Annotated in this window: 14 protein-coding genes; 7 read left to right on the top strand and 7 right to left on the bottom strand. The window is 69.6% G+C overall.

What is annotated here, in order from left to right; genetic code table 11:
• Positions 1-139 precede the first annotated feature (139 nt).
• The 3 genes from C1J01_RS14455 to C1J01_RS14445 are packed head-to-tail and all read right to left on the bottom strand — an operon-like array spanning position 140 to position 2741.
• On the bottom strand, positions 140-937 hold the full coding sequence (locus C1J01_RS14455; protein WP_111179474.1) for an ABC transporter permease: 798 nt from the start codon (positions 935-937) through the stop codon (positions 140-142).
• A complete protein-coding gene (locus C1J01_RS14450; protein ID WP_235854441.1) occupies positions 934-1749 on the bottom strand; it encodes an ABC transporter permease in 816 nt (271 codons plus the stop codon). The genes C1J01_RS14455 and C1J01_RS14450 overlap by 4 nt, the downstream gene beginning before the upstream one ends.
• A complete protein-coding gene (locus tag C1J01_RS14445; RefSeq protein WP_181448747.1) occupies positions 1746-2741 on the bottom strand; it encodes an ABC transporter substrate-binding protein in 996 nt (331 codons plus the stop codon). The genes C1J01_RS14450 and C1J01_RS14445 overlap by 4 nt, the downstream gene beginning before the upstream one ends.
• Positions 2742-3360: 619 nt before the next feature.
• On the opposite strand from C1J01_RS14445, the gene C1J01_RS14440 reads away from it, so the two are divergent.
• The 4 genes from C1J01_RS14440 to C1J01_RS14425 all read left to right on the top strand — a co-directional run bounded on the left by C1J01_RS14440 (position 3361) and on the right by C1J01_RS14425 (position 7634).
• Positions 3361-6204, top strand: a complete 2844-nt coding sequence (locus C1J01_RS14440; protein WP_181448746.1) for a sensor histidine kinase — start codon at positions 3361-3363, stop codon at positions 6202-6204.
• A complete protein-coding gene (locus C1J01_RS14435; protein ID WP_111179471.1) occupies positions 6201-6623 on the top strand; it encodes a roadblock/LC7 domain-containing protein in 423 nt (140 codons plus the stop codon). The genes C1J01_RS14440 and C1J01_RS14435 overlap by 4 nt, the downstream gene beginning before the upstream one ends.
• Positions 6624-6718: 95 nt before the next feature.
• A complete protein-coding gene (locus C1J01_RS14430) occupies positions 6719-7066 on the top strand; it encodes a DUF742 domain-containing protein (RefSeq protein ID WP_111179488.1) in 348 nt (115 codons plus the stop codon).
• On the top strand, positions 7047-7634 hold the full coding sequence (locus tag C1J01_RS14425) for a GTP-binding protein (protein WP_111179470.1): 588 nt from the start codon (positions 7047-7049) through the stop codon (positions 7632-7634). The genes C1J01_RS14430 and C1J01_RS14425 overlap by 20 nt, the downstream gene beginning before the upstream one ends.
• On the opposite strand, the gene C1J01_RS14420 is transcribed toward C1J01_RS14425, so the two are convergent.
• The 4 genes from C1J01_RS14420 to C1J01_RS14405 are packed head-to-tail and all read right to left on the bottom strand — an operon-like array spanning position 7631 to position 11201.
• Positions 7631-8629 carry a methyltransferase gene (locus C1J01_RS14420; protein ID WP_111179469.1) on the bottom strand — a complete coding sequence of 333 codons (999 nt, stop codon included), beginning with the start codon at positions 8627-8629 and terminating at the stop codon, positions 7631-7633. The genes C1J01_RS14425 and C1J01_RS14420 overlap by 4 nt on opposite strands.
• A gap of 31 nt (positions 8630-8660) precedes the next feature.
• Positions 8661-9443: an ABC transporter permease gene (locus C1J01_RS14415; protein WP_111179468.1), complete on the bottom strand. Its 783-nt coding sequence runs from the start codon at positions 9441-9443 to the stop codon at positions 8661-8663.
• Positions 9440-10216: an ABC transporter permease gene (locus C1J01_RS14410; protein WP_111179467.1), complete on the bottom strand. Its 777-nt coding sequence runs from the start codon at positions 10214-10216 to the stop codon at positions 9440-9442. The genes C1J01_RS14415 and C1J01_RS14410 overlap by 4 nt, the downstream gene beginning before the upstream one ends.
• 1 nt (position 10217) lies before the next feature.
• Positions 10218-11201 carry an ABC transporter substrate-binding protein gene (locus C1J01_RS14405; protein ID WP_235854440.1) on the bottom strand — a complete coding sequence of 328 codons (984 nt, stop codon included), beginning with the start codon at positions 11199-11201 and terminating at the stop codon, positions 10218-10220.
• Between the two features lie 525 nt (positions 11202-11726).
• Between C1J01_RS14405 and C1J01_RS14400 the strand changes: the two genes are divergently transcribed.
• From C1J01_RS14400 to C1J01_RS14390, 3 genes are read left to right on the top strand one after another with little or no spacing between them, the layout of a single operon-like run.
• Entirely contained in the window at positions 11727-14459 is a 2733-nt protein-coding gene (locus C1J01_RS14400) for a sensor histidine kinase (protein ID WP_181448745.1), read from the top strand.
• Positions 14456-14878, top strand: coding sequence for a roadblock/LC7 domain-containing protein (locus tag C1J01_RS14395; protein ID WP_111179465.1), 423 nt, complete (start codon positions 14456-14458; stop codon positions 14876-14878). Before C1J01_RS14400 ends, C1J01_RS14395 begins: the two co-directional genes overlap by 4 nt.
• A gap of 5 nt (positions 14879-14883) precedes the next feature.
• On the top strand, positions 14884-15285 hold the full coding sequence (locus C1J01_RS14390; RefSeq protein WP_111179464.1) for a DUF742 domain-containing protein: 402 nt from the start codon (positions 14884-14886) through the stop codon (positions 15283-15285).

Below are 15285 nucleotides of genomic sequence, written 5' to 3'. Positions count from 1 at the left end.
CAGGTAAACCTATTCTGGGCAGAATCCTACCGGCGGGCGCGAGCGGCTGCCATGCGCTGCGCTCATCGGGCGGGCCGCCGAGCCGATTCCCCCGGGCGCCGCCATTTTCACCGGCGCCCCCCACCGGCTCGGCCGCACGTCAGATCACGACCTGCTGGGCGGCGTGGTGCCAGGCGAGCACCCGCCGCTCGACGACCAGGAACACCTCGTTGAGCAGGTAGCCCAGCACCCCGAGCAGCACGATCCCGGCCCACATGGCGGGCAGGTCGAAGGTCGCGTACGCGCTGGTGAGCTGGAAGCCGATGCCGTTCGTGGTGCCGGGCAGCAGCTCCGAGAAGACCATGACGATGAGCGACAAGGACAACGCCAGCCGCAACCCGGCGAACATCTTCGGCAGCGCCGACGGCAGCACCACCCGCCGCAGCCGCTCGCCGCGCGAGAGCCGGAAGACCTGGCTGGTCTGCAGGTGCAGCGGCTCCACCGAACGGGCGCCGTCGGCGGTGTTGAGCAGCACCGGCCAGACGATGCTGAACATGATGAACGCCAGCTGCATCCGCAGCCCGAACCCGAACACCACCAGGAAGACGGTGACCAGCGCCGGCGGCGGGATCGCGCGCAGGAACTGCAGCACGCCGTCGAGGTAGTCGTACACCCGCGACGACAGGCCCAGCGCGAGCCCGAGCACGACCCCGGCCAGCGCGCCCCCGGCGAAGCCCAGCGCCATCCGGCCCAGGCTGGGCAGGATGTCCCCGATGGCGGCGTCGGTCAGGAACAACGTGGCGAACGGGCCGGAGAACCACATCGCGTGCATCCGCGTCACGATCGTGCTGGGCGGCGGGAAGAACGCGCTGCCCGCCAGCCACGTGGCCGCCTCCCAGACCAGGACCAGCACGGCCAGCACCGTGATCCGGAACACGGTCGTCCGCGTGCCCCTCATCCGGCCTCCCCGCGCTGGGCGTGGTGCCAGCGGAACGCCCGCCGCTCGGCCGCCACCAGCAGGGCGTTCACCAGCACCCCGAACAGCCCCACCCAGAACACCCCGGCCAGGATGGCGTCCATGCGGGCGGGCACCGCGATGCCGGCGAAGAAGATGAACACGCCGATGCCCTCGCCCCGCCCGGCCACGATCTCGGTGCTGACCGTCAGGATGAGCGCCACCCCGGCGGCCAGCCGGACGCCGGTCGCGATGAACGGCGCCGCCGACGGCAGCGACACGCGCAGCAGCACCGCGAGCGGCCCGAAGCCGTACGAGCGCAGCGACTCCTTGGCCACCGGGTCGACGCCGCGCAGGCCGTACATCGTGTTGTAGAGGATCGGCCAGAGCGAGGCGTAGACCACCAGCGCGACGCGGTGCTGCAGCCCCGTGCCGATCACCAGCGCCACCAGCGGGATCAGCGCCACGGACGGGATCGGCCGCAGGAACTCCACCACCGAGCGCGTGGCCGCGTCGATGAGCGGCACGCTGCCGAGCAGGAGCCCGAGCGGCACCGCGATCAGCGCCGCGACGGCGAGCCCGATCGCCCAGGCGAGCAGGCTCGTCAGGGCGTGCGTGCGGAAGTCGGCGTCGGTCACCAGGATCACCGCCCGCCAGACGATCTCCGTCGCGGGCGGCAGGAACTCCCGATCGGCCAGCCCCGTGCGGCTGACCAGCTCGATCAGCGCGGCGAAGGCGAGCGCCCCGGCCGCCCGGCGCGACCAGCGGGTGGCCGGCGACACCGGGCGGAGGGGGGCCAGGGTCTCGGCGCTCACCCTGAGGTGGTGGGAGACATGAGCGACTCGACGTCGATGGCCTTCGACAGCCACTTGGCCTCCAGCATCCAGTCGGCCACCCGCTGCAGGCGGACCGGGTTGTCGCTGCTGGAGAAGTAGGGGAAGGTCACGGTGGCCGCGGTCGCGGCGTCGATCTGCGTGAAGTTCGGCAGCACCTTCGCCACCACCTCGCGGTTGTTCTCCATGAGCTTGGCCGCGTTGTGGATGGCGCGCTGGAAGGCCGCCGCCACCTTCGGGTTCTCGTCGTACCACTCCTGGGTGCTGACGTAGCCGGAGATGGGGAACTCGGCGGCGGGCCCGGAGGCGGGGTCGAGGATCTTGCGCGCGCCCATCGTGGAGACGGCCGCGGTGACCTGCGGCTCGCCCAGGTAGGCGGCGTCGATCTGGCCGCCCTTCCACGAGGGCATGATGTTCTGGAACGTCACCTGGACGTACTTGATGCTGGCGGGGTCGACGTTGTTGGCCTTGAGGACCTGCGCCAGGGCCAGCTCCTGGAAGTTGCGCAACACGTTGACGTTGATCGTCTTGCCCTCCAGGTCCTTCGGCGTCCTGATGGGGGAGTCGGGCAGGGCCATGATGCTGAGCGAGTCGGGGGCCGCGCGAGAGCCCTCGGCCAGGATGCGCAGCTTCAGCGCCTGCTTGTCATGGGCGGCGAACATCGACACGTAGTTGCCGAACATCGCGTCGATCTCACCCTTGACCAGCATGGGAATGGCTTCCGGTGCGGCCTGGACGACCTGCGGGGTGACCTCCAGACCTTCCTTCTCGAAAAGCCCTTGGTCGATGGCGACGTAAAGGGCGGCACTGTCGATGGCGGGCAGGGTGGCGACCTTGATCTGCGTCTTCTCCAGTCCTCCGGCGGCCGCGGAGGGTGGGGCCGCGGTGGTGGTGCCGGCAGAACTGCACGCCGCGACGCCGAGTGTCAAAGCGAACCCGATGATGGCGGCCCTGGCGGAACGGCCAAGCCTCATGTCAGGGACTCCCTTCGGATGGAGCCAGGGGGGACCGGGTGGCTTCTGCTCCCGGGGGCTGTGTGCCTGACGCACGACAGAGATCGACCGTAGCACCAAATTGCCGGTCATTATCGTGAAAATGACACTTGCGGTTGCAATGCCGGTTTACGGCTATATCGTGAAAATTTGACAACCGCAGATGGACGTAATGTATGTCCGATTTGGGGAATGAGGTGACTGACGGGACCTGAGTTACTGACGTGCCTGCTGCCTGATCTTTCCGCGAGTCGTGTTCGGCCTCGTGGGCACTCTGTTATTGCCTGTTTCGCCAGATAGAAGCATGTTTACCGATTCCGTCCTATTTTCTGGACATCCAGGGATAAAGGCCCCAATGTGGCACTAGTAGTGGTTGGTGCTTGTCGGTCCGTGTGCTCAAATGGCGCTTGTCTCGAACGAGATATTGCCCCACCTGCATTTACCTGCACGGTCACCGAGAATTCCCCTCCGGGGCGAGAGGTTGCGAAGGCAAGTGAGAACGCAGAGCGCTGAAGCTTCCGCTGACCGCGAGCCGCACGGCCATCAGAAGCGACGGCCGCCCAAACCGTCCGCGCGCAGGTTCGCACTGGGCAACTGGCACGTGCGGTCGCGCCTCATCGCGCTGATCGTCGTTCCTACGGCCGTCGCCGTCGGTCTGGGCGGGCTGAACGTCGTCACCTCGCTCAACGACGCCCACACGTACCAGAACCTCCGGGAGGTCGCCGAGCTCAGCCAGCAGATCGGCGCCGTCACCCACGAGCTCGGCTTCGAACGGGACGAGACGGCCCTCTACATCGCCCAGGGCCGGCCCGAGAACCGCGAGGCGCAGCTGCGCACCACCTACAGCCGCGTCAACGGCCTCATCGAGGAGGCCCAGCAGCAGGCGAACGCGCTCTCCGACACCCACGCGGAGGCCGTGCGCCCGGTGCTGCGCCGCCTGGAGGAGGTGCCGACGCTGCGGGAGACGGCCGTCAACGGCAAGATCCAGCCGTTGCCGACGATCCAGAAGTACTCGCAGATCATCTCGGCGCTGCTGCAGTTCCACGACCAGGTCGGCCAGGTGGCGGTGGACGACGAGGTGGCCGACAGCGCGAGCGCGATGGCCGCCATCGCCCGCGCCAAGGAACAGGCGTCCAAGCAGCGCGGCGTCCTCGCCAGCGCGCTGGACAAGAAGGGCTTCGACAGCGGCGAGCTGGACGCGCTCACCGACGCCAAGTCGCGTGAGGAGAGCGAGGAGACGCTGTTCGCCACCCTCGCCACCCTCGACCAGCTGGAGCTCTACCGCAACACGGTCGTCGGCCGCGACGTCGACCAGACCGACCTGTTCCGGCTGCGGGCCATGGCGCAATCGGAGGAGGGCAAGGAGCTGAGCATCGGCGTCCGGCCCGACCAGGACGTCGCCACCTGGGTCGAGGTCAGCACCGGCAAGATCGACGCGCTGCGCAGCGTGGAGAAGGAGCTGTCCTCCTCCGTCATCCTGCGCGCCCGCGCCCTGGAGGAGGGCGCCAACCGCTCGGCCATGATCTCCGGCGGTCTCATCCTCCTCCTGCTGGTCGTGGTGACCGCGATCATCTCGCTCATCGCCCGCTCGCTCATCCGGCCGCTGCGCAGGCTGCGCGGCGAGGCCCTCGCCATCGCCGGCAAGCGGCTGCCGGAGACCGTACGGCAGCTGCGCGAGAGCGGCGACGGCGACGTCGGCCCCGTCATCCCGATCAGCGTGGACACCCACGACGAGATCGGTGAAGTGGCGCGGGCCTTCGACGAGGTCCACCGCGAGGCGGTACGGCTGGCGGGCGAGGAGGCGCGCCTGCGCAGCAACGTCAACGCGATGTTCGTGAACCTGTCGCGGCGCAGCCAGACGCTGGTCGAGCGGCAGATCACCCTGATCGACGGCCTGGAGCAGGGCGAGCAGGACGAGCAGCGGCTCGGCCACCTGTTCAAGCTGGACCACCTGGCCACCCGCATGCGGCGCAACAGCGAGAACCTGCTGGTGCTGGCCGGCCAGGAGCCGCCGCGCCGCTGGAGCCAGCCGGTGAAGCTGGTCGACGTCGCCCGCGCCTCCTTGTCGGAGGTGGAGAACTACGAGCGCGTCGTCCTCCAGGTGCCCGACGGGGTGTCGGTGGCCGGGCAGGCCGTCAACGACGTCATCCACCTGCTCGCCGAGCTGGTCGAGAACGCGCTGTCGTTCTCCCCGCGCGAGACCAGGGTGACCGTCTCCGGCAGCCGGATCGACGGCGGCGGCGTGATGTTGTCGATCACCGACTCCGGCATCGGCATGACGCAGGAGGAGCTGGCCCAGGCCAACGAGCGGCTCACCGACGCCCCCGACGTGGACGTGTCGGTGTCGCGGCGGATGGGCCTGTTCGTGGTCGCCAGGCTGGCGCACCGGCACGGCATCCGGGTGCAGCTGCGCCCGCACAGCTCCGGCGGGCTGACCGCGATGGTGCTGATCCCGGAGAACATGCTGGGCTCCCAGGCCTCCCCGCTGACCGGGATGCCGTCCTTCTCGGGCAACCAGCCGCCGTCGTTCGCCGGGCACGAGCCGCCCGCGCTGCCGTCCGGCCCGTCCGGTGGCCCGTCCGGTGGCCCGTCTGGTGGCCCGGGTGGGGTGCCGTACGCCGGGCAGCCGCCGGCCTTCGCCGGGGCCGGAGGCGGCGGGCCCAGGGACGAGCCGTACTCGGGGCCGCACCCGGCGCCGCCGGTCACGGACATCCCGCCTCCGCTGACGATCGGCCCCGGTCACCCGTCGTTCCCGTCCAATCCCGACGGAGGCGGCTGGGGGACGCCGCCGTGGCGCGGGGAACCCGGCGGCTGGCCGGCCGAGCCGCCCGGCGCCGCGTTCGAGCCCGCCGACGTCTGGTCCCCGCCTCGCGGACCGGACGTCCGCGGAGGGTGGAACGGTGACAGCGGCCTGCCCAGACGACCAGTGCCCGAGCCGCCGCCCGGCGGCTGGGGCAAGGACACCATGCCGCCGCAGCGGCCGGGGTTCGAGTTCACCGACCCCGACGCCGGCGCCACGGGCCCCATACCGGCGGTACCGCCCGCGTCCGCCGGCGACGACTACCTGCCGATCTTCGCGGCCGTGGAGTCCGCCTGGTTCGGACGGGGCAGCGACGGCGCGAGCTGGGGCTCCTCGAAGGCGGACGCGGGCTGGAGCGCTGCGGAGGCGGTCGTGGAGCCGGTACGCGACGGATCGACGGCCTCGGGCCTGCCCAAACGGGTGCCCAAGGCCAACCTGGTGCCCGGCTCGGCGGACACCTCGTCGTCCCCCAAGGGCGTGACCCCGATGCCGGCGGTCTCGCCCGACCGGGTGCGCAACCGCCTGTCGAGCTTCCAGCAGGGCTTCCGGGCGGCGCGCGACGACATCACCGAGGGCAGGGCGTTCTCTTCCGGCCCCCCGGGCCGCCCCGGCCCGAACAGCAGTGACAGAGAGGAGGGCGCATGAACGACCTGAGCCACGCCGCACGCGGCGTCGACTGGCTCATCACCGACTTCGTCAGCACGGTCCCCGGCGTCGCGCACGCCGTGGTCGTCTCGTCGGACGGGCTGCCGCTGGCGGCGTCGGCGGGTTTTCCGGCGGATCGGGCCGATCAGCTGGCCGCGATCGCGTCGGGGCTGGTGAGCCTGACACAGGGTGCCGCGCGGGTGTTCGAGGGTGGTGCGGTCAACCAGACGATCGTGGAGATGCAGCGCGGGCTGATGCTGATCATGTCGATCAGCGACGGCTCGTGCCTGGCGGTGCTGGCGGCCCCCGACTGTGACATGGGGCTGGTGGCGTACCAGATGACCCTGATGGTGGAACGCGCCGGTCAGGTGCTGACTCCGGCTGTGCGGGCCGAGTTGCGCGCCAGCCAGACCAGGTGATGTAGGTGACGGACCCCAGATGGAACAGCGGCGGTTGGGCGCCCCAGCATCAGCCACAGTCTCAGCCCGAGCCTGCGCCCCAGCCCCAGTCGCAGCTGAATCCCGACCCCGCCTCGCCCGTCCGTCCCTACGCGGTGACAGGTGGACGGACGGCGCCGCGGGTCAAGCTGGCGATGGAGGCCCTCGTGTCCTCGGCGACCGCCGAGCAGCGGGAGTTCTCGCATATCACGCCGGAGTACCAGGCGATCAGCCAACTGTGCCGGCAGGTGCGGTCGGTGGCCGAGGTGTCGGCCCTGCTGCGGATCCCGCTCGGTGTGGTGCGCGTGCTGATCGCCGACATGGCCGCCGAAGGTCTGGTCCGCGTGCACCAGCCACAGCTGGACGCCGGGCGGCCGGACGTCAATCTGCTCGAAAGGGTGCTAAGTGGACTTCGCAGGCTCTAGCCCCGGCCTCACCTCGACGAAGATCGTCGTGGCGGGAGGCTTCGGGGTGGGCAAGACGACGTTCGTCGGCGCGGTGTCGGAGATCATGCCGTTGACGACGGAGGCGGTCATGACGGACGCCTCCGCCGGCATCGACGATCTCGGCATGACGCCGCTGAAGTCGACCACGACCGTCGCCATGGACTTCGGCCGGGTCTCGCTCGACCGCGACCTCATCCTCTATCTCTTCGGCACACCGGGACAGCACCGGTTCTGGTTCATGTGGGACGACCTCGTCCGCGGCGCCATCGGCGCGGTCGTGCTGGTCGACACGCGCCGCCTGGCCGACAGCTTCCCGGCCATTGACTACTTCGAGGAGGCGCAGCTGCCGTTCGTCGTCGGCATCAACGGCTGGGACGGCAAGTACCCCCACAGCGACGCCGAGGTGCGCGACGCCCTGACCCTGGCGCCGCACATCCCGATGATGCGGCTGGACGCCCGCTCGAAGGACTCGGTGAAGAACACGCTCATCCACCTGGTGGAACACGCGCTCTCCGTCCGGATGGCCGTGCCGGGCTGGGGCGCCTAGCGGGGCCGGGCCTCGATGAGGCTCGCGCCCGCGCCGAGCGTCATGACCTCGTTCAGCGCGAGTCCGGCCTGCTCGAACAGGGCCGCGTACTCGCCCCGGTCGCGCTCGGCGCCGCCGTTGAAGATCGCCAGCATGCGCAGGTCGAGGGCGTTGCCCAGGTGCGCCTCCTCGTCCTCCGGCGGCAGCACCGTCTCCAGCACCAGCACCCGTCCGTCCGGCTTCATGGCCGCGCGGACGTTGCGCAGGATGCTGACGGCGTCGTCGTCGTCCCAGTTGTGCAGGACGCTGGCCAGCAGGTAGATGTCGGCGCCGGACGGGACGCCGGTGAAGAAGTCCCCGGCGACGACCTCCGAACGATCCGCCAGACCCTCCTCCTCCAGCGTGCGCCTGGCGTGCCCCGTCACGTGCTCCAGGTCGAACAGGATGCCCCGCATGCCCGGGTTGGCGCGCAACACCGTGGCGAGGATGTGCCCCTTGCCGCCTGCCACGTCGACCATGGTCGCGGTGGCGGGGAACGCGTACCGCTCGGTCAGGCCCTCGATGAAGGGCAGGGCCCTGGCCGTCATGTAGTCGTCGAACAGGTCGCTCACCGCCGGGTCGGCGGCGAGGTGGTCGTACAGGTGCCCGTACCGCTTGACGAAGGCCGAGCTGCCCTCGCGCACGGTGGTGGGCAGCGAGCCCATGGCGTACCAGAAGCTCTCCTCGCCGAGCATGCGGATCGAGGAGCGCACGTGACCTGGCGCGTCCGAGCGCAGGGGCGCGCCCTTCTCGGTCAGCTCGTACGTCCCCGGCCCGGCCTTCCTGACCATGTCCATGCCGGCCAGCTCGCGCATGACCCGCCGGAGCGCGGGGGCGTCGGAGCCGGAGCGCTCCGCCAGCTCCGTGATCTCCAGAGGTCCGTCCGCGAGATGGTCGGCCAGCCCCAGCTCCGCCATGGTCAGCAGCGCGGCGAAGCGGGAGAGGTCGCCGACGGCCCCCCAGAGCAGCTCAGACATGTAAGTTCTTCATCCCTTTCCAAACAGGACTTCAGGGGTTGCGGGTGGCCTGCCGGTGCCAGACGAGCACCCGGCGCTCCGCCAGCACGAACAGGGAGTTGACGAGGTAGCCGAGGACGCCGAGCAGCACGATCGGCGCCCACACGCCCGCGCCGTCGAAGCTGCGCTGGGCCACCAGCAGCTGGTAGCCGATGCCGTCGCTGCCGCCGCCGAACAGCTCGCTGATCACCATGAGGATCAGCGCCAGCGACAGGCTCAGCCGCAGACCCGCGAAGATCTTCGGCGAGGCGGCGGGCAGGATGACGACGCGCAGGCGCTGCGCCTTGCTCAGGTTGAAGACCGTGGCCGTCTCCATATAAGTACGGTCCACCGCCCGCACGCCGTCGATCGTGTTGAGCAGCACCGGCCAGATGACGCCGAACACGATCGTGGCCAGCTGCGTGGCCAGCACCGCCTGCAGCACCACGACGAAGACCGGCACCAGCAGCGGCGGCGGCACCGCGCGGCCGAACTCGATCAGCGGGTTCACGAAGTCGGCCGCCGCGCGCGAGCGCCCGAGCAGCACGCCGAGCAGGATCCCGACCACGGCGGCCAGGATCCAGCCGCTGAACATGCGGCCGAGGCTGGGCAGGATGTTGTCGATCGCATCGTCGGTGAGGAACAACCGGCCGGCGGGGCCGGAGAACCACAGCTCGTACATGCGGACGACGATCGTCGAGGGCGGCGGGAAGTCGGTGTCCTGCGTCACGTAGCCGACGAGCTCCCAGACGCCGAGCACCACCGGGACCAGCCAGAACCTGGTGATGGATCTCACGACTCCGACGCCCCCGTCCGTACCTGGTGCCAGCGGAAGAGCCGGCGCTCGCCGGTCAGCAGCAGCATGTTGACCAGCAGGCCGAGCACGCCGGCCCACAGCGTGGCCGCCATCATGAGGTCCACCCGGTTGCCGCTGCTGGCCACGTTCACGTAGACGCCGATGCCGTCGGCGCCGCCTGCCATCAGTTCGGCGCTGACCGCCAGGACGAGCGCGGTGCCCGCGGCGATCCTGACGCCCGTCATGACGAACGGCGCCGCGCTGGGCAGCGACACCCTGGTCAGCACCGCCAGCGGGCCGAAGCCGAAGCTGCGCAGCGACTCCTTGGCCAGCGGGTCGACGTCCTGCATGCCGTAGACGGTGTTGATGAGGATCGGCCAGACCGCGGCGTACACGATGACCGAGATCTTCATCATCTCGTCCACCGAGATCAGCAGGATGGCCAGCGGGATGATCGCCACCGAGGGGATCGGCCGCAGGAACTCCAGCAGGGGCCTGACCACGCGCTCGACCGGGGGCAGCGCCCCGAGCAGCACGCCCAGCGGGACGGCTATCGCGGTCGCGACGAGCAGGCCGACCATCCAGTTCGTGACGGTCGTGCCGACGCCGGCCAGGAAGTCGGGGTCGGCCGGCTGGAAGACGGCCTCGTACAGAATCGCGGAAGGAGCGGGGAAGAGCAGGTCTTCGCTGATGCCGAAGCGGATGACCAGTTCCCCGAGAATGAGGAACCCCGCGACGCCGAGGGCGCCGCGGAGTAGCCGTGCCTTGCTCATCTCATTGGCTCGGGGGAGTCACGATGATCGAGTTCACGTCGATCGCGTTCTTCAGGTAGCCGTACTCCAGCATCACGTCGGCGACCTTCTGCAGGCGGTTCGCGCTGAGCTCACTGGGGTAGACGCCCAGTGTGATCACCGAGGCCACGTCGGCCTTGATCGCGGTGTACGTCGGCAGCTGCGTCTCGATCTCCTTGCGGTCGCTCGAGGCAAGCGCCTGCGCCTTCTGGATGGCCCGCTGGAACGCCGCGAGGGTCTTCGGGTGCTTGGCGGCCCACTCGTCGGAGACCATCCACCCGGCGATGGGGAAGTCCGCCATCTGGCCGGTCATCGTGTCGGCCAGCTTGCGGAAACCGAGCTGGCTCTGGTTCGCCGTGATGAACGGCTCGGTGATCCAGCAGGCGTCGGCCTGCCCGCTGTTGACCGCGTTGCCCATGTCGGGGAACGGCTTCTCGACGAACTTGACGTCTTCGGCCGTGAGACCGGCCACCTTGAGCTGCGTGGTCACCGCGAGCTGGCCGATGTTGTTGAGGTTGTTCACCAGGACGGTCTTGCCCTTGAGGTCGGCGACCGTCTTGATGGGCGAATCCTTCGGCACCATGATGTTGAAGGTGTTCGGAGCCGCCTGGTACATGTCAGCGATCAGCTTGATCTTCTTGCCCTGCTCGACGGCGACGAACGTCGAGACGTAGTTCGTCATCGCGATGTCGAGGGAGCCGTTCTCGATCTGCGGGATGGCGGCGGCGCCACCGGTGATGATCTCGGGCTCCACCGTCAGGCCCTCTTCTTTGAAGAAGCCCTTGGTCTGGGCGATATAGAGGCCCACAGGGTCGGGAATGGGCAGATGCCCGACCTTGATGGTGGTCTTCTCCAGACCATTGGCGCCGGCCGAGGTGGCGGTGTCGTCGGAGGCACCGCAGCCGGTAAGGGCCAGAGCGACTGTGACGCCGATGGCAATGGCGCGACAGCGCAGTTTGCGAGTCATGGGGGGTTCTCCTACCAGGGGAAGCTATTGGAGAGATCGGCACGGGATGCCGGGCGTGAAGCGTACCCGAGGGGAGAACCGCCGCGGGAGCGCTATGCCACGTTTATGACTTTTATCTGCAAAATATTCATACGAACCTATATGTGTGTAAATATATAACCGACGTACACTTACTGGCTTAATGTCCGAATTTGACAGGCTTTTGGTTGCGCTCCGTGTTCATGAGCTTGCCACGTGAACAAAGTGTGAGTTGGAACGGTAGAAAACTTGCGAGGCGTTGGCCTAACTATGATGTTTGTGCTCAAATTGGGCCTCGAACTTGCCTGCGATCACTCGTCCGCGTGACGAAGCCGCTGAGATTCCCCACAAGCAGGCCATGGCGAGAGGTTGCCACCAGTGACGACAACAACGACCGATCCCGGTCGTGGGAGCGCTCCGGACGTACCGGAACAGGTTCTGGGCGGTGAGCCGCCCACTACGCGGTCCCCTCGATCGGGAAGTCCGTTCGCCCTGCGCAACTGGCGCGTGCGCACTCGTCTCATCGCCCTCATCGCCATCCCCACGATCGTGGCCGTGATCCTCGGCGCACTGCGTGTCACCACCTCGATCGCCAGCGCGCAGCAGTACCAGGTCATCGGCGAGGTCGGCGGCCTGATCGCCCAGCTTGGTGACCTCTCGCGCGATCTCGGCCTCGAACGCGACCTGGCCGGCCGCTACGTCGTATCGGGCCGGCGCCCCGCTGAGAAGCAGAAGCTGGCGAGCCAGCAGGGCGTCGTGGACGCGAGCGTCAGCCGTACTCTGGAGGCCGCCAAGGTCACCGGACCCTCGCTCAGCGACCTCGGCCGCAGGACCTTGGACCGTATCGAGGTCCGCCTCGGCCAGTTGAAGTCGCTGCGACTGACCGTCGAAGGCTCACAGCTGCCGCCGCTGCCGACGGTGGAGAAGTATTCCGAGGTCATCGCCGACATGTTGCAGCTGTACGACGAACTGGCCCAGGGCTCCACGGACGAGCAGCTCGCCTCCACCGCCGCCGCGCTGCGCTCGATCGCTCGCGCGGAGGAGGAGGCCTCCAAACAACGAGCGCTGCTGACGATCGCACTGGTCCGCGGCGGCTTCGAGCAGCCGGAGTTCGACGCCTTCGTGGACGCCCGCGCCCGCCGCGAGAGCGAACGGGCGGCGTTCAACGCGGTGGCCACGGCGTCGCAGCGCCAGTTCCACGACAACACGGTCGCCAGCCAGAAGATCGGCCGCGCCGAGTTCTACATCAGCCGCGCCGTGATGCTGCACAACAACGGTCAGCCGCTGCGCAGGCTCGACAACGCCACGGCCCGCGACGCCGACCGCTGGTTCGAGTCCATCACCGACACCGTCGACAAGCTGCACCAGGTGCAGAAGACACTGTCGGACCAGGTGGCCACCCGAAGCGCCGACGTCGCGAGCGCCGACCGCCAGCTGGCCGCCGTCAACATCGGCGTCGTGGTCCTGCTGCTCCTCCTGGTCCTCGCCATCACCGCTCTTATGGCGAGCTCGCTCGTACGCCCCCTGCGCCGCCTGCGCGGCGACGCCCTGAAGATCGCCGGCCAGACGCTGCCCGACCTGGTCCGCCAGCTGCGCACCACGGACGTGGCTCCCGAACAGCTGCAGGTGCCGCCCATCGACATCGACTCCAGGGACGAGATCGGTGAAGTGGCGCGGGCCTTCGACGAGGTCCACCGCGAGGCCGTCCGCCTGGCCGGTGAGGAGTCCAGGCTCCGCAGCAACGTCAACGCGATGTTCGTGAACCTGTCGCGGCGCAGCCAGACGCTGGTCGAGCGGCAGATCACCCTGATCGACGGCCTGGAGCAGGGCGAGCAGGACGAGCAGCGGCTCGCGAACCTGTTCAAGCTCGACCACCTCGCCACCCGCATGCGCCGCAACAGCGAGAACCTGCTGGTCCTCGCCGGCCAGGAGCCGCCGCGCCGCTGGAGCCAGCCGGTCAAGCTGGTCGACGTCGCCCGCGCCTCGCTGTCGGAGGTCGAGAACTACGAACGGGTCGTGCTGGAGGTGCCGGAAGGCGTCTCCATCGCCGGCCAGGCCGTCAACGACGTCATCCACCTGATCGCCGAGCTGGTCGAGAACGCCCTGTCGTTCTCCCCGCGCGAGACCCGCGTCCCGGTCTCCGGCAGCCGGATCGACGGCGGCGGCATCATGCTCTCCATCACCGACTCCGGCATCGGCATGACCCAGGAGGAGCTGGCCCAGGCCAACGAGCGCCTGAGCGGCTCGGCCGCCGTGGACGTCTCCGTCTCCCGCCGCATGGGCCTGTTCGTGGTCGCGAGGCTGGCGCACCGGCACGGCATCCGGGTGCAGCTGCGCCCGCACGGCTCCGGCGGCCTGACCGCCATGGTCCTCATCCCCGAGTCGCTGCTGGGCACGCAGGCCCCGTCGTTCGCCGGCTCCGGCGCGGCGGGAACGGCCGGCGTGCGGGAGGGGGCGTTCAGCGCGCCGGCTCCGGCGCCCGCGCCCGCTCCGGCCGCGACCCCCTGGCCCGCCTCGGGCTACCAGCCCGGCCCCGGCCACCCGTCGTATCCGTCGTACCCGTCGACGGACGCGTTCCCGAGCGGCTCCTGGCCGGCGACGCCCGCCTGGTCCGGCGGCGAGCCGACCGGCGGCAACGGCTGGACGACCTCCGACTCGGCCCACGACGTGTGGGTCTCCGCCCGCGGCCCGGCCGCCGGCGACACCGGGCTGCCCACGCGCGGCGACGTCTCCGACGAGACCAGCCCCTGGATGCGGCCCCGCGAGCAGCCTCCGTCGCCGCCCGCCCGCAACCGCTTCGACTTCCCCGAGAACGAGGCCGCCGTCACGGGCCCCATGCCCGCGGTCCCGCCGGCGGCGACCGGCGACGAGTACCTGCCGATCTTCGCCTCGGTCGAGTCCGCCTGGTTCGAACACGGCGCGGAGCCCAACGCCACCTGGGGCTCGTCCAAGGCGGACGAAGGCTGGAGCGCGGCGAAGGCGGTCGTGGAGCCGGTGCGCGACGGATCGACGGCGGCGGGCCTGCCCAAGCGGGTCCCCAAGGCGAACCTGGTGCCCGGCTCGGCGGACACCGTCTCGGCTCCGAAGGGCGTCGCGCCCATGCCGGCGGTCTCGCCGGACCGCGTGCGCAACCGTCTTTCGAGCTTCCAGCAAGGCTTCCGAGCAGCGCGCGACGACATCAGCGAGGGCAGGACGTACGGGTCCGGCCCCAGGAGTGACAGTAGGGAGGAGGGCGCGTGAACGACCTGAGCCACGCGGCACGCGGGGTGGACTGGTTAATCACCGACTTCGTCAGTACCGTTCCGGGGGTCGCGCACGCGGTGGTCGTCTCGTCCGACGGATTGCCGCTGGCGGCGTCGGCGGGTTTCCCGGCGGACCGGGCCGATCAGCTGGCCGCGATCGCGTCGGGCCTGGTGAGCCTGACACAGGGTGCGGCCAGGGTGTTCGAGGGTGGTGCGGTCAACCAGACGATCGTGGAGATGCAGCGCGGGCTGATGCTGATCATGTCGATCAGTGACGGCTCGTGCCTGGCGGTGCTGGCGGCCCCCGACTGTGACATGGGGCTGGTGGCGTACCAGATGACATTGATGGTCGATCGCGCCGGTCAGGTGCTGACTCCCGCGGTGCGCGCCGAGCTGCGCGCCACGCAGACCAGGTGATGTAGGTGACGAACCCCACGTGGAACAGCGGCGGCTGGGAGCCGCCCCGCCCGCAGCCCCCCAGCTCCGAACCCGCCTCGCCGGTACGGCCCTACGCCGTCACGGGCGGGCGCACCGCGCCCAAGGTCAAGCTGGCGATGGAGGCCCTGGTCTCCTCGGCGACCGCCGAGCACCGGGAGTTCTCCCACATCACGCCGGAGTACAAAGCGATCAGCCAGCTCTGCCTGCAGGTCAGGTCGGTGGCCGAGGTGTCGGCCCTGCTGCGGATCCCGCTCGGCGTGGTGCGTGTTCTGATCGCGGACATGGCGGCCGAGGGCCTGGTACGGGTGCATCAGCCGCAGCTCGATGCAGGGAGGCCGGACGTCAACCTGCTGGAAAGGGTGCTAAGTGGACTTCGCAGGCTCTAG

Origin of the sequence: Nonomuraea aridisoli (genome assembly GCF_003236395.1) — a bacterium.
In the GTDB taxonomy this organism is placed as follows: Bacteria; Actinomycetota; Actinomycetes; order Streptosporangiales; family Streptosporangiaceae; genus Nonomuraea; species Nonomuraea aridisoli.
The sequence above is the reverse complement of the archived record's forward strand: the minus strand, read 5'-3'. Positions and strand labels throughout refer to the sequence as shown.

Bases quoted from the DNA above. Each gene is read 5' to 3' on its own strand.
- C1J01_RS14410 (WP_111179467.1), bottom strand. From the start codon at position 10,216: ATGAGCAAGGCACGGCTACTCCGCGGCGCCCTCGGCGTCGCGGGGTTC.
- C1J01_RS14405 (WP_235854440.1), bottom strand. From the start codon at position 11,201: ATGACTCGCAAACTGCGCTGTCGCGCCATTGCCATCGGCGTCACAGTC.
- C1J01_RS14420 (WP_111179469.1), bottom strand. From the start codon at position 8,629: ATGTCTGAGCTGCTCTGGGGGGCCGTCGGCGACCTCTCCCGCTTCGCC.
- C1J01_RS14455 (WP_111179474.1), bottom strand. From the start codon at position 937: ATGAGGGGCACGCGGACGACCGTGTTCCGGATCACGGTGCTGGCCGTG.
- C1J01_RS14445 (WP_181448747.1), bottom strand. From the start codon at position 2,741: ATGAGGCTTGGCCGTTCCGCCAGGGCCGCCATCATCGGGTTCGCTTTG.
- C1J01_RS14435 (WP_111179471.1), top strand. From the start codon at position 6,201: ATGAACGACCTGAGCCACGCCGCACGCGGCGTCGACTGGCTCATCACC.